The following is an 18439-nucleotide window of genomic DNA, read 5'->3' as shown; positions in this document are numbered from 1 at the left end:
GCCTCTATTTGTCTGAATGTTATTGATATTCAGTGCAATTTTATGTACAATAAAAGAGATGGGGTACATACTAACCGGTTAGTAAGCGTCATGACCGAGGAGCTTGGGCATGTCGATAGTATTGTAACCGCTTTCCTGGAGTGGAGGTTGCTGCGTTGCGGCATCGTTTGAAAAAGGAGGGAGTTTCATGAATACACGTCACTACCCATACTGGCCGAAGCGGCTGTCGAAAACGCTGACCGTTCCGGAAACAACGCTCGTTGATCATTTGGAAACGACGGCAAAGCGTTATCCGAACAAAACGGCGGTCTATTACTACGGGGCTGCGTATTCGTACAAACAGCTGCTCGATGACGTCAATGCGCTTGCCGGCTACTTGCAGCAAAAGCTGTCCGTCAAGCCGGGCGATCGCGTCCTGTTGTACATGCAAAATTCTCCGCAATTTATCATCTCCTACTATGCCATTTTGCGCGCCGAAGCCATTGTCGTGCCGATCAACCCGATGAACACCTCAGAAGAGCTTTCCTTTTACGTCAACGATTGTGAAACGAAAGTCGGTCTTGTTGGACAGGAGCTGCTTGACAAAGCCGTTCCGCTTTTCGACCGGACGCCGCTTGAGCATGTCATTGTCGCCGCGTACTCCGATTACGCGTCCAATGAATCACCGGTTGCCTTGCCTGCGGAAGTGGCAGCACCGCGGCGGATGGCCAAGGATGTGCGTCTCTCCTTATGGGCCGATTGCCTTGATGCCGGCTTGCCGCCGCTTCCATATCACGGCCATGTTGATGACATTGCTGTCTTGCCGTACACATCTGGGACGACTGGGGTGCCAAAAGGCTGCATCCACCCGCACCGGACGGTGAACGCCAACACGGTCGGCGCCTATTATTGGGGCAATGTGACGAGCGATTCTGTCGCCTTGGCGACGCTGCCGTTTTTCCACGTCACCGGGATGGTGCACAGCATGCATGTGCCGATTTTTGCCGGCTCAGCGATCGTGCTCATGACGCGCTGGGACCGGGACGCCGCTGCGCGGCTCATCGAGCGGTATCGCTGCACCCATTGGGTGAACATTAGCACGATGTTGATCGACTTTTTGGCCAACCCGGCGCTTGGCCGGTATGACATTTCCTCGCTCTCAAGCATTTCCGGCGGCGGGGCGGCGCTGCCGGAAGCGGTCGGGGAAAAATTGTTTGAGCTCACCGGCGTCCGCTATTTTGAGGGGTACGGATTGTCGGAGACGATTTCGCAGACGCATTTCAATCCGCCGGATCGGCCGAAGTTGCAATGCCTTGGCGTGCCGGCCTTCGATGTTGACGCACGCATCATCGACCCGGCGACCGGACGGGAGCTTGGCGTTGGTGAAGTCGGGGAAATCGTTGTCCATGGCCCGCAAGTGTTCCGTGGCTACTACCGGCGTGAAAAGGAAACGGAAGAGGCGTTCATTGAATTGGATGGAAAACGGTTTTTCCGCACCGGTGACATCGGGCGGATGGACGAGGAAGGTTATTTCTTCATCGTCGACCGCGTCAAACGGATGATCAATGCTTCCGGGTATAAAGTGTGGCCGACCGAGGTCGAATCGTTCCTGTACAAACACCCAGCCGTCCAGCAGGCGTGCGTCGTCGGCGTGCCGGATCCGCGCCGCGGCGAAACGGTTAAAGCGTTTATCGTCCTTCACGACGAATATGTCGGTAAAGTGACGGAAGAAGAGATCATCGAGTGGGCCAAAACGCAAATGGCGGCGTACAAATATCCGCGTCTCGTCGAGTTCCGTCCGTCACTGCCGATGACATCAAGCGGCAAGCTGCTTTGGCGAAAATTGCAAGAAGAAGAATATGAAAAAGCGGGGAAAGGGGCGAACGCCTAATGGCAACGATGGTAGAGACGGTCCTTGGCCCAGTAGCGGCGGATCAGCTTGGCAAAACGCTCATCCATGAGCATTTCCTCTTCGGCTATCCGGGGTTTCAAGGAGATGTGACACACGGTCCGTTCCGCGAAGACGAAGCGCTTCGCGTGGCGATCGAAGCGGCGGAGAAAATGAAACGGCACGGCGTCCAAACGGTCGTTGACCCGACGCCGAATGACTGCGGGCGCAATCCGGCGTTTTTGCGGCGCGTCGCTGAAGAAACCGGGCTGAACATCATTTGCGCCACCGGCTATTACTATGAAGGGGAAGGGGCGCCGCCGTATTTCCAATTCCGCCGGCTGCTTGGGACCGCCGAGGACGACATTTATGATATGTTTATGGCCGAATTGACCGAAGGCATCGCCGGCACGGGGGTCAAAGCCGGCGTCATTAAACTTGCCTCAAGCAAAGGGCGCATCACCGAGTACGAGAAGCTGTTTTTCCGCGCCGCCGCCCGCGCGCAAAAAGAAACGGGCGCGGTCATCATCACTCACACGCAAGAAGGAACGATGGGGCCGGAGCAAGCTGCCTATTTGCTTGAGCATGGCGCCGATCCGAAAAAAATCGTCATCGGCCATATGTGCGGCAACACCGACCCAGATTACCACCGCCGAACGCTAGCTTACGGCGTCTATATCGCTTTTGACCGCTTCGGCATTCAAGGGATGGTCGGCGCGCCGGCTGATGACGAACGGGTTCGCACGCTGCTTGTCCTTCTTCGTGACGGATATGCCGATCGGATCATGCTTTCCCATGATACGGTCAGCCTTTGGCTTGGCCGCTCGTTCACGCTGCCGGAGCCGTTTGCCGAAATGATGAACAACTGGCATGTTGAGCATTTGTTTGTGAACATCCTCCCGGCGTTGAAAAACGAAGGGATTGGCGACAAAGAGCTGGAGCAAATGTTTGTCCGCAATCCGGCCGCCTTGTTCTCCGCTTAACACGGCCGAAAGAAAAACGAGTTGGCCGATCATACGGCGGCATCGTTCCGAGTGCCGGGCCGGCCAAACAGGTTGTCTGTCTTTAACGTCATTTCCGAAAGAAGTCTTCCGCCTCAAGGAACGTGCAGGGCAATCGCTCAATAGGTAGGCGGGAGAGGAACGCCGGGTGGCCATCGCCGACGAATTGGGCGTTTACGGTTCGGACGGACCCCGTCGGAACGAACGAAAGGGTTTTTCTGTGTGGCTTACCGTTCGGTGAACACGCACCAATCGCCTGAAGCCCCCGCCCCTAGAAGCACAGGCGACGGGTAGTTTACGCGAGGGACCGTTTCATTATGATCGTTCCGTGCGCAGCGAAAAAAGCTCGCTGCGTATCGGCCCCTTTTCTTGTACAAGGTTGAAGAGATGAATGCGAAACCCGCTGTCGCTTGGCTTAGCCGAGCCGCCAGCGGCTTTTTATTTGACACCCGCTTTTTTCCACCATCATGAATAATTTTCCTGATGTGTTGAAAAATAAGGAAAGACATGAGCCGGGCGAAAGGAGGAGAAAAGGTGCCGGCGATTGAAAAGCGACTCCTGTTCTTCTCGCTGCTTGCCATCGCCTTGTACGTGTCGCCGTATTTTGTCCTCGGTGAAGATGCCCATATGCGCGTTCACGACAATTTGGACTCGAACATCGCTTGGTATAAAGTGCTCGCCCGCAGCGGCGAATTGTTCGGGCCGGTCGATGGGATCATTCCGCAGATCATTAACGGGCTGCCGCGCAACGCGTTCGGCACGGAATTCAGCGGCATCGTTTGGCTCCATGCGTTGTTTCCGTCCGTTTATGCCTACGGAATCAGCCAAGCGATCACTCGCGTCTTTGCGTTCATCGGCATGTATTTGCTGTTGAAAACGCATGTCTTGCCAGACCGGCGTTGGCTATGGATTCGCATCGGTGCTGCTTTGACGTTTGCCTTGACGCCGTTTTGGCCGTCGGGAATGTTAAGCACGCTCGGCATGCCGCTTGCACTTTGGGCGTTTTTAAACATCCGCAACGGCGAGCGCTCATGGGTGAACTGGGCGGTGTTGACGTTCTTGCCGCTGTATTCAAGTTTTGTTCTCGGCTTTTTCTTTTTCTTAAGCGCGCTCGGTGTTTGGTGGCTTATTGACATCATCCGCGGCAAAGGCTGGAACTGGCGGTTTTTCGCCGCGATCGCCTATATGACAACGCTCTATTTGGCGGTCGATTACCGGCTCGTTCATTCGCTTTTGTTTTCTGATGAACCGACGAGCCGTGACGAGTATTTCCACGCCCGTTTGCCGCTTTGGCGCGTCATCCGGTTGACGTTCAAAAACTACGTGCTCGGGCACACGCATGTGATGACCGTGCACGGACTCGTCATCTTGCCGGTGACGTTGATCGCCTTGTATTTCGTTTGGAAACGGAAGCGCTGGCGACAGGAAATGCCGTTTGTCGTGCTGCACGTGCTGAACGTTGCCTTGTCTACGTGGTATGCGTTTTGGTTTTACAAAGGATGGCTGCCGCTTACCGAACGATTTGATTTGCTCGATAAGTTCAATTTTGCCCGCTATCATTTCTTGCGCCCGATGGTCATTTATGTCTTGTTTGCGATGGCGCTGAAAATTGTTTGGCAGGAAGGGCGAAGGTGGCGGGCGGTCGGTGCGGCGGCAATCGCTTTGCAGCTGTTGGTGCTCATCTCGTACAACGAGGAAATCGTCTACCGAAATAAACCGTCGTTCCGTGAATTTTACGCCGAAAAACAGTTTGCTGACATTCGTGAATATATCGGCCGTCCTGTGCATACATACCGCGTCGCCAGCATTGGCATCCATCCGGCGATCGCGCAATACAACGGCTTTTACACACTTGATACGTACAACAATTTCTATCCGTTGGAATATAAATACCGCTTCCGCCGCATCATTGCCAAAGAACTTGAAAAAAACAAAAAACTGCGTGAGTATTTCGATGAGTGGGGCGGGCGCTGCTACTTGTTCGTCGATGAGCTCGGCAAGCGCTATATGTTTAAGAAAAACTCGAAACGGACGATCCGCCATCTTGAATTGAACACGGAGGCGTTTTACGAGATGGGCGGGCGCTACATTTTTTCGGCGCTGCCGATTGAAAACGCAGCGGAAAACGCCCTTCGCCTTGAACGGGTGTTCCGCTCTGATGAATCGGCTTGGACGATCTACTTATACAAAGTGGTGCGGGAAGGAGGAAGATGACATGTCTGACCCGATATTGGCCATTGTCGTGCCGTGCTATAATGAGGAGGAAGTGCTGCCTGAGACCATCGGCCGCTTGCGGGCATTGCGCGAAGAGCTGATCGAAGAGCGGCTCATTTCGCCAAAAAGTGCGCTCCTGTTCGTCGATGACGGCAGCCGCGACAGCACGTGGAAGCTCATTTACAAGGCGAGCTTGCGCTACCCGGAAGTGAAGGGGCTGAAACTAGCGCGCAACGCGGGCCACCAAAACGCGCTGTTGGCCGGACTGTTTGCGGCGAAAGCGCACGCCGATTGTCTCATTTCGATTGACGCTGACTTGCAAGACGATTTGTCAGCCATTCGCGAGTTTGTGCAAAAGTTTCGCCAAGGCTATGATATCGTTTACGGCGTGCGCCGGCGGCGCGACACGGACACGTGGTTTAAACGCCATACCGCCCAAGGATTTTACCGGTTAATGAAGATGTTTGGCGTCGACCTCGTTTACAACCATGCCGACTACCGCCTCATGAGCCGGCGCGCTGTTGACGCGTTGGAACAGTTTGGGGAAGTGAACTTGTTTTTGCGCGGCATCGTCCCGCTCCTTGGCTTCCGGTCAGCATCCGTTTATTACGATCGGAAGGAGCGGCTGGCCGGGCAAACGAAATATCCGTTGAAAAAAATGATCGCTTTTGCGCTCGATGGCGTGACATCGTTCAGCATCACGCCGATCCGTTTCATTTCGCTCATTGGGTTCGTTTCTTTTGTCGTCAGTCTGATGTTCGGCGCGTATTTTCTTTTTTTAAAGTGGGCCGGGCATACGCAAACAGGCTGGACATCGCTGATCACGTCGATTTGGCTGTTGGGCGGATTGCAGCTCATCGCCCTTGGACTGATCGGTGAGTATATCGGGAAAATTTACAAAGAAACGAAGCGGCGGCCGCGCTATATCGTTGATTTAGATTTATGGAACTGGCCGCTGCCGCAGCGGCTGTCGCCGGCGGCGCCGACCGACAAGCCGGATGCCGCGGAATGGACGCGGCCGTAGCAGGAGGAAAGGAAGGTGGCGTTTGGCGCCGCCTTTTTTTCTTTTCTTGCAATTGAAAAAAAGAAAGAGTAGACTGATGGATGGGACGAACTCATCATTTCGTTAGTCGGAGCATGGCAGCCGCACTTACGCTGCCAAGCAGAAAAACTAGCAAAGGGTTTCGCTCGGAAAGGGGAGAATCGGAGATGGACAACTGGCACAAATGGGCGGAATTGCTTGAGCGGGTGCGAGAGGCGAATCCGCTCGTCCATCATATCACGAATGTCGTCGTGACGAATTTTACGGCGAACGGACTCTTGGCGCTTGGCGCTTCGCCGGTGATGGCGTATGCGAAAGAGGAAGTGGCCGAGATGGCGAAGCTTGCCGGGGCGCTTGTGTTGAATATCGGAACGTTGAACGCGACGGAAGTCGAGGCGATGCTTATGGCCGGCCGGGCGGCCAATGAGGCTGGCGTGCCGGTGATTTTCGATCCGGTCGGCGCCGGAGCGACCAGCTACCGAACGGAGACGGCACGCTACATCGCCGAACAGATCAAACTCGCGGCCGTGCGCGGCAATGCAGCGGAGATCGCCAATATGATCGGCGAACCGTGGATGATTAAAGGGGTCGATGCCGGCCAAGGAAGCGGGGACGTGGTCGCCTTGGCCAAACGGGCGGCCGCCAAGCTTGGCACCGTTGTGGCGATTACCGGAAAAGAAGATGTCGTCACAGATGGACAGGCAACATATTTGATCCGCAACGGCCATCCGCTGTTGACGAAAGTGACGGGAACAGGCTGTTTGCTAACGTCGGTAGTTGGCGCGTTTGCCGCCGTTGAGCCGGATGTTGTGAAGGCGGCGGTGGCGGCGCTAGCGTATTACGGGGTTGCGGCTGAACAGGCGGCCGCTGAAGCCGAAAAACACGGCCCAGGCAGCTTTCAGGCGGCGTTTTTGGACGCCTTGGCTCGCATTGGCGTCGATGATGTGAAGCGGGATGGACGGGTCGAACAACGGTGAAAGGGGAGGAGAACGATGACGGTGTATAAAGCGTTGACGATTGCCGGGTCGGACAGCGGCGGCGGCGCCGGCATTCAAGCGGACTTAAAAACGTTTCAAGAGCTTGGCGTCTTTGGCATGTCGGCGATTACGGCGGTGACCGCGCAAAATACGCTCGGCGTGCAAGGCGTCTACCCGCTTTCGGCTGAAGCGGTGGCCGCACAAATCGAATCGGTTGCGGCCGACTTGGGCGCGGATGCGGTTAAAACCGGGATGTTGTTTAGCGCTGATATCATCCGCACCGTTGCGGAACAAGTGAAAAAGCACGGTTGGGAGCGGCTTGTCGTCGACCCGGTGATGATCGCTAAAGGCGGCGCCCCGCTGTTGCAGGAAGAGGCGGTGGCGGCGCTAAAAGAGGCGCTGTTACCGCTGGCGTTTGTCATTACGCCGAACATTCCTGAAGCGGAAGCGTTGACCGGCATCGCCATTCGCACGATGGATGACCGCCGGGAAGCGGCGCGCCTTCTTCACCGCATGGGTGCCCGCTATGTCGTCATTAAAGGCGGCCATGACGATGAGGGCGAGGAGACGGTTGACTTATTATATAACGGCAGCGAATTTTCGTATTTCAAAAGCAAGCGGATTGACACGCGCCATACGCACGGAACCGGCTGCACGTTCGCCGCAGCGGTGGCGGCTGAGCTGGCAAAAGGAAGACATCCGGTCGATGCCGTCGGGACGGCGAAATCGTTCGTGCAGGCGGCGATCTCCGAGCCGCTCGGCATCGGCCAGGGCCACGGGCCGACGAACCATTGGGCATACCGGCAATACGGGGAGTGAGAGCGATGGCGCGCATTGCGAGTGAGGAGATGAAAGAGCGGCTTGCCGTTTACTTTATTATGGGAAGCCAAAACAGTGAACGCCCGGCCGCCGATGTGCTCAAAGAGGCGCTTGACGGCGGCGTGACGCTGTTTCAATTTCGCGAAAAAGGAGCCAATGCCTTAAAAGGGGCGGAAAAAGAAGCGCTGGCTCGGCAGCTGCAGCGCCTTTGCCGCGCGTATGGCGTGCCGTTGATCGTCAACGATGATGTTGAACTGGCCCTCGCCATTGATGCCGACGGCGTCCACGTCGGTCAAGACGATGAAGACGCACGGCGCGTGCGGGAGAAGATCGGCGATAAAATTCTTGGCGTTTCGGCGCATAATGCCGAAGAGGCGAGAGCGGCCATCGAAGCGGGCGCCGACTACATCGGCGTCGGCCCGATTTACCCGACACGCTCAAAGGACGATGCGAGCGAAGCGCAAGGTCCCGGCGTTCTCCGCCATCTGCGCGAACAAGGCATCACAATCCCGATTGTCGCTATCGGTGGCATTACGGTTGACAATGCAACAGCGGTCATTGAAGCCGGAGCGGATGGCGTGTCAGTCATTAGCGCCATCGCTTCCGCTCCGGAGCCAAAAGCGGCGGCTGCAGCGTTGGCAGCGGCGGTGCGGGCCGCCGGCCCGCGCTAAACGGCGGCGAAACCGCCAGAAAAAAGGGTGTCCCATTTGCGGGACACCCTTTTTTTCGCGCTACGATGCTGTCTGTCGCCATTTCGGCAGCCGCCATTCCAAAAGCGGCCGCACGAGCCGAATGACCGGTTTGCTCCCGAGGATGAGCATCACGGCAACCGATAGGGCAAGCAGAAGCGGATAGCCATGCACATCCATAATAAAGTCAGGGAACGGCGTTTCGTGCAAATATTTTAAAATAAACCCGTGCAAGATATAGATGTAAAACGTGCGCGCTCCCAGCACGGAAAAAGAGAAGCGCTGTCTCGGGATGAACGATAAGAAGCTGAACATCATCAGCAAGCTTGCCCCGTAAATGGCAAGGCGGCTCGCGATGCCGGCCGGTTCGGAGACGCCAAGCGTATCGTATGACTTCGAACCGTACAGCCAATCTTGCGGCAAATCCGGAAAGCCAAAGTGAATGAGCAAAAACATGCCGGCAAGCACGACTAGCGAAACGAGGCGCATCGAGGCGGCAAACAGGCGCTCGATTGCCGGCTTTTCGAAGAAAAACCCGAGCAAAAAGAAGGGGAAAAACGTGAGCGTTCTTGACAAGCTCAGCCATTTTTCCGCTTCCATCATGCCGCCGATGAGCCCAAGCAAAAGCGCGAGCGGCAGCGCCATTCGCTTTGGCAGCCGGCCGAACCATAGCAACAAGACGTTCCAACTGAACAGGCTAAGCAAAAACCATAAGCTCCAGTGCGGGGTCAATAAATCGAGCTCAAGTGACCGCTTGTCATACAAAAAGAAATAATAGACGGAATATAGAAGTTGAAACAAAATATACGGAAACAGCAGCTTTTTTGTGATTTTTTGCAAGTAGCCGCGCTCATGGAACTTTTTGGCGAAATAGCCGGAGATGAAAATGAACGCCGGCATATGGAAAAAGAAAATCCACGTATACAAGCTGTGCACCCATAAGACGCTGTCAATGTACGGGCGCAGAAAGTGGCCAAACACGACAAGAAGCATTAACGCACACTTCGCGTTGTCAAAATAATAGTCCCGCTCCTTCACGGTGTTTCCTCCTTTCTATACACACCAATTCGAATCATACTCCTTCTTTTTGGGGGAGTCAACAGTTGAAACATGGCGGCTGTGGGGAACGGCTGTCCGTGGACATCAGTTTGCCAAAGAAAGGTGATGATTTCGTGAAAAACGGTCAGCATGAAACCGAGGATATGACGCAGTTGTTGCAAATCATTAATGCTAAAGGGGACGAAGGCGAACTGCATGAGATCGTCTGCAGCGATGAGTTGTTTTGGAAAAGCTTGCGGACGCAAGCGGAAGACAGCGCGAAAGGGGGCGAATAAGAAATGGAGCTGCTCCGGGCAAAACGGATTGCCGAGGCCGGGGAGATCGTCTCGGTGACGTATGAAGGAAAACCGGTGATCATCCAACACGTCGATGAAGAGCAGGAAATGGCGCGCATTTATTTCGCCGATGAGCCGGAACGCGAGCAAGATGTGCCGGTGCGCCTGCTCGAGGAGCGATAAGCGCCGGGCAAGCTGCCGCTCGTTTGTCAAGGGAAAGCCGATGACACGTATGGCCCCAGTATGATATAATGACTTAAAAAATGACGTTTGAACATTGGAGTGACAAACATGAACATCGGCTTTGGGGAAATTGCGCTCATCGTCTTTTTCGCTTTGTTGATTTTTGGTCCGAAAAAGCTGCCCGAATTAGGACAAGCAGCTGGGAAAACGTTGCGTGAATTTAAAAATGCAACAAAAGGCATCATCGACGACGACGAGACGACAAAAGCACAAAAATAAGAGGCTAGGCATAGAGGCTTAGCCTCTTATTTTTTGTTTTTTGTCCGCGAGCCGCCAAACGATTCATTGCTTTCCTGCGCCAGCGCAGCAAAAAAGAGACAAGCTTGACCGCGAAAGGCCATATACATACATGTGGGAACATGTTGTTCGTTTTTTTTGTCGGCCAAATGGCCAACGTGGCGGGGGGATCAACCATGGTGATGAGAAAAATAATGGCAATCGTTGGGGGGAGCGTGCTGCTTGGCATCGGCATTAACGTCTTTTTAGTTCCCCATCATTTGCTTGACGGGGGGATGATCGGCCTTGGACTGATCGCCAAATACGTCTGGCACGTTCAAGCAGGCCTGACGATGGTCATCTTAAGCGTTCCTCTTTATTTGGCGGCTTGGTTTTATTACCGTCCGTTTTTTTACAACAGCTTGCACGGCCTTCTATTCTCCTCGTGGATGATTGACGTATTGTCGATTTTGCGCGGCATAGTTACGTTGAATCCGCTCTTGAGCGCAATCATCGGCGGGATGCTCGTCGGCGCGGGGATCGGCCTGATGCTGCGCGAGGAGACAAGCACGGGCGGCACCGATTTGCTCGCTCAGTTTATTGCCAAGTGGACGAATTGGAACGTGGGGGTGATTATCTTTGTCATTGATGCTTGCATTATTTCGACCGGGAGTCTCATGATTGACTCGGTGCCGTTTATTTATTCGTTAGTTGTCGTCACGGTCGTCGGAGCGGTGACGACAATGTTAACGAGCGAAAAAACGACGGGGGTGTAACTTGGCCCCCATCGTTTTTCATGAACATTCCCCGCCTGCCCGCCGGTTAAGAGGCGGGAACTTTTCCGTTGGACATATGATAAAGAGGGGAATGCGGGCGTCATCGAACTTGGATGCCCCTAGCCTGCAACGATCCGCTGCAATGGAGGCAATCCGCTGCAGCGGGCGATATGCAAGCTGTTTCAGATGGAAGGCGGGCGCTTGTTCACTGTTTCGCCAGCTCGAGCGCGCGGTAGACGTTAATAAGCCCATAGCCGTAATGCGGGTCTTTTCCGCGTTCGCCTAAATCGTCGGCGCTCTGAATAATCATGCGGCGCACCTCGTCGTTTGTAAGGCGCGGGTTGATAGAGCGAATTAAGGCGGCGAGCGCAGTGACGTGCGGCGCGGCCATCGACGTGCCGGAAAGGGCGGCGTACCGGTGTCCGGTAAACGTGCTGGCAATGTTCGTCCCGGGCGCGACGACATCTACATAATCACCATAGTTGGAGTACAACGCATACGAAAGATCCGGGTCTACCGCTCCGACACTGATCACTTCCGGGTAAGCGGCCGGAAAGCTCGGCTGGGACGTGCTGTCATTGCCGGAAGCCGCCACAAGCACGACGTCATGGGCATAAGCATAGCGGATCGCTTCCTCGAGCACCGAGGACGGCTGATAATTGCCAAGACTTAAATTGATGACTTTCGCTCCGCGGTCGACCGCCCAGCGGATTCCTTTTGCTACATCAATGCTAGTCCCATAGCCGTCAGCGTTTAACACCTTGACGGCCATGATCGGGTTAAACCATGTCATGCCGGCGACCCCTTCGCCATTATTTGGCTGCGAAGCGATGATGCCGGCAACATGGGTGCCATGGCCGTTTTCGTCATCCGGAGAGCGGTTGTCGGCCAATACGTTGTACCCCGGACCGAGGCGGCGCACCAAATCCGGATGAGTTACATCGACACCGCTGTCGATCACGGCGACAGGCACCGTTTGTCTGCCGCGCGACAACGTCCATCCGGCTTCCGTATAAATGGCTGGCAAATTCCATTGGTAACGGGCATAAAACGAATCGTTCGGCCCTTCCGTTGGCCACGAAAGGTCATTTTGCATGTAAATGTAGTTCGGCTCGCAATAATCGATCGCCGGAATCGTGCGGAAATAGCGGCGCATTTCCTCATACGTCCGCTCGCGCGAACGGAACACAAACACATGGTCAAGCCGCTTGACAAGCCGTCCGGCAATGGCCGCCTCCATTTGCTGAATGTCGCGGTCCGCAGGCGTCGTCCGGAAACGGACGACGATTTCGTTCTCAAAATAGTGGCTTCGGTCGCCACGTTGGTTATGGCGGATTTCCCGAACGCGCGGGTGCTCGTTCAATTGTTGTTTCAGCTGTTCCCCTGCGCCGAGGCTGTCTAAGGCGATGACGGTTGGGTGGGTGCGCGCGTCTTTTATGTCAAACGGTTCAAGCCGCGGCGGGGCCGGGGCGTTTCGTTCGGTCGCCGGCCGGTTGAAACTGATGGCAGTGACGACGGCCAAAACTACGACGGCACTAATGGCTGCCCATATCGTCAATCGGCGATTCATGATGTTCACCTCCTTCTTTGTTAGGATGGGCGAATGGCGGGCAAATGATGAAAAAATGGGATTCTCCCTTTAATGGGCGAATCCCATGAATTCATCTAGCGTCCGGCTGATTGCAGCACTTGTTGCGCTGCCTGTATATCCATACGCAACTGCTCTTGAACGTTGGTCGGATGGTAATACCCTTTGTTGACCATATATTGGCTAATTTGCTCATGAAACGCAATCGCATCATTTAAATGTTGCTTCAGCGTATTGCGCACTTCCGGGGTGGCTGCTTCGGCAATGGCCATCGCGCACCCTTTGATCGCACTTTTCGCCCCAATGAGATAATCGGCGGCGATCATTTGATCATTTAATACGCCGGTCGGCGTCATTGTTGCCTGCATCATTGTCCCTCCTTCGTTCGTTACGATAATAAGTTTTGCAAGTCGCGGATATGCTGCGTTGTTTTTTGGATGTCTTGCTCGATGAGCGATTTCAGTTGCGGGTCGATCACCATTTGCCGCATGGCCATGCTTTTGGCGAGGCATGTGTTTTTAAACATCAGCAGCTCGTGCAACTCGAGTGTTTCGTGCGTTCCTGCCGCTTTCATCCCTTTCACCACCTTCCGTGACATAGTATGTGCCCATTTGCCTGCCGTATAGGTGGGGAGTGATGGAAACGTCGGGGATGGCGCTTCGAGGCAGCTGTCCCATCGGAAAAAAGCGCCGGCGGTGTGCCTCAAGTTTTACCGGTGGCGGGGCATACTATGTCCGCAATCCATTTTCATGCAGGGGGTGAATGAACGGATGAAAAAGGCAGCCATTGCGTTAGGCATCGCGGTTCTCCTTCTTTTGGCTGCCGGGGCCGCTCTTCTTTTGCGCCGGGGTGAGTACGCGGCTGTACCGGACAACGAAGCGGTGAAGCCGTATAAAGCAAGCGAGCGAACTGGGATCGACTGGTGGGGACGTTGGATCGGCGCGGATGACGGCCGCGTGAAAACATTGTCGACGGCAAACGGGCGCTTACGGGAAGAGGACGGAGCGGTTCTCGTCGATGACCGGCTGCTTCGTCTCGGCAAAGAGGTGTTTTATAAGGAAACATTTGGGAATGAAGTGTTCTTAACCGACATTATGGGCATCGTCGACGGGCCGCTGACGCTCGCCAATATAGCGAAAGCGATTGCCGCGCTAAGAGGGGAAGGGACGACGAACTTGCGCGTGCCGCTTGCGGAAGATGTAACGATCGGCGACCGGACGTATAAAAAAGGGGAGCTGATTGACACCGGCATCGATGTGCCGAAAGGGTCATACTTGCCGCTCGGGATGCCGATTGTGACCGATGGCGGCTGCGTGCGCGTCGGCATCAGCTGCGCGGCTTGTCACGCGACGGTCGATCCGCAGACGAAAAAAGTGGTGGAAGGGGCGCCAAACAATGACTTAAATGCCGGGCTGTTGATGGCACTAGCGACGAATTCGGCCGCCTATTTCACTCATGCCAACATTCGTTCGTTGCGCGACTATATCGACTCGCTCAATCGGACGATCGTTGACTCGCGCGGACGTAAAGCGGCGCTTCCGGACCCGGAGCGGCTTGAGCGGGAAGTCGACCGCATTTTTGCCAGCTGGCCGCGCGGCAATTTCGATTCGACGATCGACATGAAAGCGAATCCGGCGCAAATTCCCGACTCGTTTACACGCGGCGACCATCCGTACGGGTGGAGCGGTTTCGCCGCCGTTGGCCCGTTCCGCGGTTTGTCCGCTTTCAGCAACAACGTGCATGCGCAAAATGCCGATTCGTTGGCCCAGGCGGAAATTAGCGAGGCGCTCTTTGGCATTGACAAGGAAGTGTATCTCGGCACGATTTTGCAAAATGCCGCCAATCAGTGCCGAGCCTGATCGGGCTCGCTTGGAGCGCTCCATACTTGCATGATGGCGGTGTGGCGGTTGGACCGAACGGGGAGCTCGGGCTGGCGGGCACGGTCGGAAAAGGCATTGTCCCCGACGCGCGCAACAGCTTGCGGGCGCTTATTGACCGGACGTGGCGCCAGCGCGTCATCGCTGCGAATACCACTGATCCCGCCTTGCCGACAGTGCATGTGACAGGGGAGGGGCATCGATATTGGATCGACCGTCAAGCCGGATTTACGAAGGAGGAGCAAGAAGCGGTATTGGATTATTTGTTGTCGCTCACATCGCGTTGACCGCCCTGGGAACAGTTCCCTTGCAACAGCTGCTGTTTAGCGGCTCACACTACTAGGCAAGGGAGGGAAAACGATGAACGAAACATGCTTTTATTGCCAGTGCGAGTGCGACGACAACGTGCATTACGTTTCGTTCCATACCAACGGCGAGGAGCGTGAGGAAACGCTCTGCCCGGAGTGTTACCAAGAATGGCTGCAAGGCATGAAAGGTTGATCTCTTTTCCCGCGTTCATCCCGCTTGAAAGCGGAGTCCGCTTCGGTGAAGAGGACAAACGAAACCGCACCGTGATCAAACCGGTGCGGTTTTTGGCGAAAGCGGCGGGGTGGCGACGGTGTCATCCAAGCCGCATGTTTCGTCGTAACAACGGTACACCGCCGCCTTGGCCCGCGGGGTGTGGAGCGACAATTGTAAAATGCGCTCCCTTCCCGTAGGGGTGACCTTTGTTTCCATTTTGAGCGCCGCGCCATCGAGCGTCAGCGAGTAAAATCGGTACGTCAAGCCGAGCCATGTCCGTTCAGACCGGACGGTATCCGGATGATGGCGAATGAGTTCGGCCAGCTCGGCGAACGAATGGGTTTCCCGCTGCATCCATTCACGGATGGCAGCGGTTGTTTGTTTCAGCCAATTTTTCCATGACGAGTTCATCAGCATCACCTTTTTTCATCCAGCATGCCCATTTCCGCCGCTCGCTATACAGGCAGCCGGATGGAGAAGGTCGTCATATTGGCATCAGACGAACAGCTGATTTTGCCCCCATGGTCTTCAATCACTTTTTTGCAAATGTAAAGGCCGATGCCCGTCCCTAATTTTTTGGTCGTAAAAAAAGGCTCAAAAATGGTCTCGACGATATCGGCGGGGATCGCCGGACCGTTGTTGGCGATTTCGACAGTGACCGTTCCGTTCTGAGAACGGGCAGCGATCTTGATGCGGCGCGGTTTTTCCTTTTCTTTCACCGCTTCGATCGAGTTGAGCAAAATGTTTACTAATACTTGGCGAATCTGATCTTTATAGGCAAAAATATGTATGGATTCATCGATCGCCAACGAAATGTCGACATCGCTGTCGACGATCGTCGCGTATAAAAAATCTATGATTTCCTCTAACAGTTGGCGCAGCGAAAATGTTTTCTTTTCGCTCTCGGCAATTTCTTTGCGCGAGGCATGCAGAAATTGCGAAATACGAAATTTCAACTGCTGCAGCTCATGGTCGATAATGTCTAAATATGGCAAGTGAGGATGCTCAAATTTTAACAGTTGGATAAAACCGATAATGGCTGTCAGCGGATTGCGAAATTCGTGAACAAAACTGGACGACATTTGTCCGAGCAAGGTCAGCCGATCTTGGTGCGACCTGGCGATCAATAGATTTTTCTCGTGCAGCTCCGCTTCCTTCAGTTCGTTATATTTCTTAACGGCATGAAACAAAAATTGATCAAACAGCTCGTTCATATGGTCGACGAGCGGAGCCAGCTCGGTGATCGGCAATGGTGCGGTTAACGCGTGCTTAATGATCAACCGCCGCCCCAAATTTACGTTGTAGACGAGGGCGCCGATGCCGGCGTTCATTTCCGCCCGTTCCTTGGCAATTTTATTGGCCAGCCGTTCGACTGTCTCACCGGACAGCGACCGCAGCAACGCTTCTTTGACTAGCGCAAACATTGCCAAGCCATTTTGTTCAACGCGGTCAATGTATTTATCATCGTCGGCAATTTTCATATGCTGCCGCCAATAGGAAAGGAAGCTGGGCAGATGGGTTTCCAAATGGGTGACGAGCTGCTGTGCGGCAGATGCCAAAAAAGCCACCTCGCTTTCCGTCATTTATTATCATTATAAGGGGGAATATCGAACTAGAACAGAGGGAAAATCGCGATATGTCCGATAAAACTCGTTTTCTTTTACAAAAAAGCTAGGAAATGCCCGTCCACATGAGGCGAGGCAGACCGTTTGAAGAAAAAAGGCAAAATCATGTATAATGAAGCAGTCAGAAATCTCTTCCAAAAAGGTTGGGGAACGCTGTGAAACTGTATGACTCCATTTTAGACCTAATTGGCGGCACGCCGATCGTGAAGTTGCGGCGCCTTCCGGACCCGAACGGGGCGGATGTATATATGAAACTCGAATCGTTCAATCCGGGCGGCAGCGTCAAGGATCGACCGGCTTGGGAAATGATTCGCCGCGCCGAGGCGGAAGGGAAAATTACGCCGGGAGAAAGCACGATCATTGAACCGACGTCCGGCAACACCGGCATCGGTTTGGCGATGGTATGCGCCGCCCGCGGTTATCGCTGCATCATCACGATGCCAGATAACGCGACAGTCGAACGGGTGAAAATTTTAAAGGCGTACGGAGCAGAAGTCTATTTGACGCCGGCGGAGAAACGGATGCAAGGAGCGATCGACGAGGCGAATCGGCTCGCTCGCGAAATCCCGGATAGCTTCATCCCGATGCAGTTTGAAAATCCGGCCAATCCGGACGCACATCGGCATACGACGGCGGTGGAAATTTACGAAGCGTTCGCTGGACGGCTCGATGCGTTCGTGCTCACTGCCGGCACCGGGGGAACGGTGACGGGAACGGGAGAAGAATTGAAAAAACGGATTCCGAATTTGCGCATTTATGTCGTCGAACCGTACGGCTCGCCCGTCTTGTCGGGCGGCAAGCCGGGGCCGCATAAAATTCCCGGCACAGGTCCGGGGTTTATCCCAAGCATTTTAAACCGTTCGATTTATGACGACATTTTTTTGATCAAAGATGAAGACGCCCAGCAGATGGCACGCGAACTGGCGGCGAAGGAAGGCATGTTGGTCGGCGCCTCGGCTGCTGCGAGCGCCTATTACGCCATCAAAGTGGCCAGGCAGCTGCCGAAAGGAGCGCGCGTCCTTTGCATGGCGCCTGATTCGGGCGAACGGTACTTGTCATCGGATTTATTCGCTGATTAACCAGACGGCGCAAAAGATGACGTCACGTCTCCTTGCCGTTCATTGTATTTCGTCGTTACCGTGGCTAGCGCACTCGTTGGCAAGCGCATGAAACTGCCGACCGCTTATTTGCTTGGCCCGATCATCGGGACGGCAGCACTGGTGATCGCTGGGGTGCCTGCACCGGATTTGCCAGCGCCGATATTGGACATCGCGCAAATTACGATGGGGGCTTATCTCGGTTTAACGCTTAAGCCGGCTGACATCAAGGAGAAACGGAAAATGATGCTTGCGGCGGCTGTCACGGGTTTTTCCCTCATTTTGTTTTCTATGGCTGCCGCGTTTGTGCTAACAAGCTTGCACGGCGTCCCTTATTTGACCGCCTTTATCGCTTTGGCGCCGGGCGGCATGGATCAGATGGGGATTTTGGCGCAGGAAGCGCGCGCGAGCCTTGCGATCGTGACGAGTTACCAAATGTTCCGCATTTTTTTCATCCTGTTCGTCGTCCCGCCAGTGCTGAAAAAACTGTTCGCTACCCGCTGGTTTCAACGAATCGAACGTTGGCCAATGCGGCACGGCGGATAAGGATGG

Annotated in this window: 19 protein-coding genes and 2 pseudogenes; 15 read left to right on the top strand and 6 right to left on the bottom strand. The window is 54.6% G+C overall.

Annotated elements, in window-relative coordinates:
• Positions 1 to 187: 187 nt before the first annotated feature.
• The 7 genes from GS3922_RS09035 to thiE all read left to right on the top strand — a co-directional run bounded on the left by GS3922_RS09035 (position 188) and on the right by thiE (position 8591).
• Positions 188 to 1870 carry a long-chain fatty acid--CoA ligase gene (locus GS3922_RS09035; RefSeq protein ID WP_063166074.1) on the top strand — a complete coding sequence of 561 codons (1683 nt, stop codon included), beginning with the start codon at positions 188 to 190 and terminating at the stop codon, positions 1868 to 1870.
• A complete protein-coding gene (locus GS3922_RS09030) occupies positions 1870 to 2850 on the top strand; it encodes a phosphotriesterase family protein (RefSeq protein ID WP_063166073.1) in 981 nt (326 codons plus the stop codon). The genes GS3922_RS09035 and GS3922_RS09030 overlap by 1 nt, the downstream gene beginning before the upstream one ends.
• A 552-nt stretch (positions 2851 to 3402) precedes the next feature.
• The gene (locus GS3922_RS09025; RefSeq protein WP_172796408.1) at positions 3403 to 5082 is read left to right on the top strand and encodes a DUF6044 family protein; all 1680 of its coding nucleotides are present in this window, start codon (positions 3403 to 3405) and stop codon (positions 5080 to 5082) included.
• A 1-nt stretch (position 5083) separates the two neighbouring features.
• Positions 5084 to 6106, top strand: coding sequence for a glycosyltransferase family 2 protein (locus tag GS3922_RS09020; RefSeq protein ID WP_063166071.1), 1023 nt, complete (start codon positions 5084 to 5086; stop codon positions 6104 to 6106).
• Between the two features lie 185 nt (positions 6107 to 6291).
• Complete coding sequence (gene thiM / locus GS3922_RS09015) at positions 6292 to 7101, top strand: hydroxyethylthiazole kinase (protein ID WP_063166070.1); 810 nt, start codon at positions 6292 to 6294, stop codon at positions 7099 to 7101.
• Positions 7102 to 7116: 15 nt separating this feature from the next.
• Positions 7117 to 7920: a bifunctional hydroxymethylpyrimidine kinase/phosphomethylpyrimidine kinase gene (gene thiD, locus GS3922_RS09010; RefSeq protein ID WP_063166069.1), complete on the top strand. Its 804-nt coding sequence runs from the start codon at positions 7117 to 7119 to the stop codon at positions 7918 to 7920.
• A gap of 5 nt (positions 7921 to 7925) precedes the next feature.
• On the top strand, positions 7926 to 8591 hold the full coding sequence (gene thiE, locus GS3922_RS09005) for a thiamine phosphate synthase (RefSeq protein WP_063166068.1): 666 nt from the start codon (positions 7926 to 7928) through the stop codon (positions 8589 to 8591).
• Between the two features lie 60 nt (positions 8592 to 8651).
• On the opposite strand, the gene GS3922_RS09000 is transcribed toward thiE, so the two are convergent.
• Positions 8652 to 9647: an acyltransferase family protein gene (locus GS3922_RS09000; protein WP_063166067.1), complete on the bottom strand. Its 996-nt coding sequence runs from the start codon at positions 9645 to 9647 to the stop codon at positions 8652 to 8654.
• A 65-nt stretch (positions 9648 to 9712) separates the two neighbouring features.
• Between GS3922_RS09000 and GS3922_RS08995 the strand changes: the two genes are divergently transcribed.
• The 4 genes from GS3922_RS08995 (at position 9713) to GS3922_RS08980 (ending at position 11178) form a co-directional block, all read left to right on the top strand.
• Positions 9713 to 9943, top strand: a complete 231-nt coding sequence (locus GS3922_RS08995; RefSeq protein ID WP_225995642.1) for a hypothetical protein — start codon at positions 9713 to 9715, stop codon at positions 9941 to 9943.
• A 3-nt stretch (positions 9944 to 9946) separates the two neighbouring features.
• Positions 9947 to 10126 (top strand): H-type small acid-soluble spore protein, encoded by a 180-nt coding sequence (locus GS3922_RS08990; RefSeq protein WP_063166066.1) that lies wholly within the window; start codon positions 9947 to 9949, stop codon positions 10124 to 10126.
• A gap of 108 nt (positions 10127 to 10234) precedes the next feature.
• Complete coding sequence (locus GS3922_RS08985) at positions 10235 to 10405, top strand: twin-arginine translocase TatA/TatE family subunit (RefSeq protein WP_011231011.1); 171 nt, start codon at positions 10235 to 10237, stop codon at positions 10403 to 10405.
• 194 nt (positions 10406 to 10599) lie between these two features.
• Complete coding sequence (locus GS3922_RS08980; RefSeq protein ID WP_409071362.1) at positions 10600 to 11178, top strand: YitT family protein; 579 nt, start codon at positions 10600 to 10602, stop codon at positions 11176 to 11178.
• 205 nt (positions 11179 to 11383) lie between these two features.
• Here the strand turns inward: GS3922_RS08980 and GS3922_RS08975 are convergent, their stop codons facing one another.
• The 3 genes from GS3922_RS08975 to GS3922_RS08965 all read right to left on the bottom strand — a co-directional run bounded on the left by GS3922_RS08975 (position 11384) and on the right by GS3922_RS08965 (position 13340).
• Positions 11384 to 12748 (bottom strand): S8 family peptidase, encoded by a 1365-nt coding sequence (locus tag GS3922_RS08975; protein WP_063166065.1) that lies wholly within the window; start codon positions 12746 to 12748, stop codon positions 11384 to 11386.
• A 95-nt stretch (positions 12749 to 12843) separates the two neighbouring features.
• A complete protein-coding gene (locus tag GS3922_RS08970) occupies positions 12844 to 13134 on the bottom strand; it encodes a spore coat protein (RefSeq protein WP_063166064.1) in 291 nt (96 codons plus the stop codon).
• A 20-nt stretch (positions 13135 to 13154) separates the two neighbouring features.
• On the bottom strand, positions 13155 to 13340 hold the full coding sequence (locus GS3922_RS08965) for a hypothetical protein (RefSeq protein WP_063166063.1): 186 nt from the start codon (positions 13338 to 13340) through the stop codon (positions 13155 to 13157).
• A 196-nt stretch (positions 13341 to 13536) separates the two neighbouring features.
• Between GS3922_RS08965 and GS3922_RS08960 the strand changes: the two are divergent.
• Positions 13537 to 14930, top strand: a pseudogene (locus GS3922_RS08960) (hypothetical protein).
• Between the two features lie 73 nt (positions 14931 to 15003).
• Positions 15004 to 15144: a hypothetical protein gene (locus GS3922_RS17885; protein WP_168157886.1), complete on the top strand. Its 141-nt coding sequence runs from the start codon at positions 15004 to 15006 to the stop codon at positions 15142 to 15144.
• Positions 15145 to 15219: 75 nt separating this feature from the next.
• Here GS3922_RS17885 and GS3922_RS08955 read toward each other — a convergent pair whose 3' ends face one another.
• Together GS3922_RS08955 and GS3922_RS08950 are read right to left on the bottom strand one after the other, a co-directional pair.
• Positions 15220 to 15576, bottom strand: coding sequence for a hypothetical protein (locus GS3922_RS08955; protein WP_063166062.1), 357 nt, complete (start codon positions 15574 to 15576; stop codon positions 15220 to 15222).
• Between the two features lie 44 nt (positions 15577 to 15620).
• Positions 15621 to 16724 (bottom strand): histidine kinase N-terminal domain-containing protein, encoded by a 1104-nt coding sequence (locus GS3922_RS08950; protein WP_063166061.1) that lies wholly within the window; start codon positions 16722 to 16724, stop codon positions 15621 to 15623.
• 221 nt (positions 16725 to 16945) lie between these two features.
• Here GS3922_RS08950 and cysK point away from each other — a divergent pair, with 221 nt between their 5' ends.
• Positions 16946 to 17869 carry a cysteine synthase A gene (cysK, locus tag GS3922_RS08945; RefSeq protein ID WP_063166060.1) on the top strand — a complete coding sequence of 308 codons (924 nt, stop codon included), beginning with the start codon at positions 16946 to 16948 and terminating at the stop codon, positions 17867 to 17869.
• 42 nt (positions 17870 to 17911) lie between these two features.
• Positions 17912 to 18433: pseudogene (locus GS3922_RS08940) on the top strand (AbrB family transcriptional regulator); the annotation flags it as partial.
• Positions 18434 to 18439: the final 6 nt, after the last annotated feature.

This window comes from Geobacillus subterraneus, assembly GCF_001618685.1.
GTDB lineage: Bacteria > Bacillota > Bacilli > Bacillales > Anoxybacillaceae > Geobacillus > Geobacillus subterraneus.
This window is presented reverse-complemented; position numbering and strand designations above follow the sequence as displayed.

Excerpts from the sequence above, each read along its gene's own strand:
- GS3922_RS08980 (WP_409071362.1), top strand. The coding sequence starts at position 10,600 with ATGGTGATGAGAAAAATAATGGCAATCGTTGGGGGGAGCGTGCTGCTT.
- thiM (WP_063166070.1), top strand. The coding sequence starts at position 6,292 with ATGGACAACTGGCACAAATGGGCGGAATTGCTTGAGCGGGTGCGAGAG.
- GS3922_RS08965 (WP_063166063.1), bottom strand. The coding sequence starts at position 13,340 with ATGAAAGCGGCAGGAACGCACGAAACACTCGAGTTGCACGAGCTGCTG.
- GS3922_RS08970 (WP_063166064.1), bottom strand. The coding sequence starts at position 13,134 with ATGCAGGCAACAATGACGCCGACCGGCGTATTAAATGATCAAATGATC.
- GS3922_RS09030 (WP_063166073.1), top strand. The coding sequence starts at position 1,870 with ATGGCAACGATGGTAGAGACGGTCCTTGGCCCAGTAGCGGCGGATCAG.
- GS3922_RS08955 (WP_063166062.1), bottom strand. The coding sequence starts at position 15,576 with ATGAACTCGTCATGGAAAAATTGGCTGAAACAAACAACCGCTGCCATC.
- thiD (WP_063166069.1), top strand. The coding sequence starts at position 7,117 with ATGACGGTGTATAAAGCGTTGACGATTGCCGGGTCGGACAGCGGCGGC.
- GS3922_RS08975 (WP_063166065.1), bottom strand. The coding sequence starts at position 12,748 with ATGAATCGCCGATTGACGATATGGGCAGCCATTAGTGCCGTCGTAGTT.
- GS3922_RS08990 (WP_063166066.1), top strand. The coding sequence starts at position 9,947 with ATGGAGCTGCTCCGGGCAAAACGGATTGCCGAGGCCGGGGAGATCGTC.
- GS3922_RS08985 (WP_011231011.1), top strand. The coding sequence starts at position 10,235 with ATGAACATCGGCTTTGGGGAAATTGCGCTCATCGTCTTTTTCGCTTTG.
- GS3922_RS09020 (WP_063166071.1), top strand. The coding sequence starts at position 5,084 with ATGTCTGACCCGATATTGGCCATTGTCGTGCCGTGCTATAATGAGGAG.
- thiE (WP_063166068.1), top strand. The coding sequence starts at position 7,926 with ATGGCGCGCATTGCGAGTGAGGAGATGAAAGAGCGGCTTGCCGTTTAC.
- GS3922_RS09035 (WP_063166074.1), top strand. The coding sequence starts at position 188 with ATGAATACACGTCACTACCCATACTGGCCGAAGCGGCTGTCGAAAACG.
- GS3922_RS17885 (WP_168157886.1), top strand. The coding sequence starts at position 15,004 with ATGAACGAAACATGCTTTTATTGCCAGTGCGAGTGCGACGACAACGTG.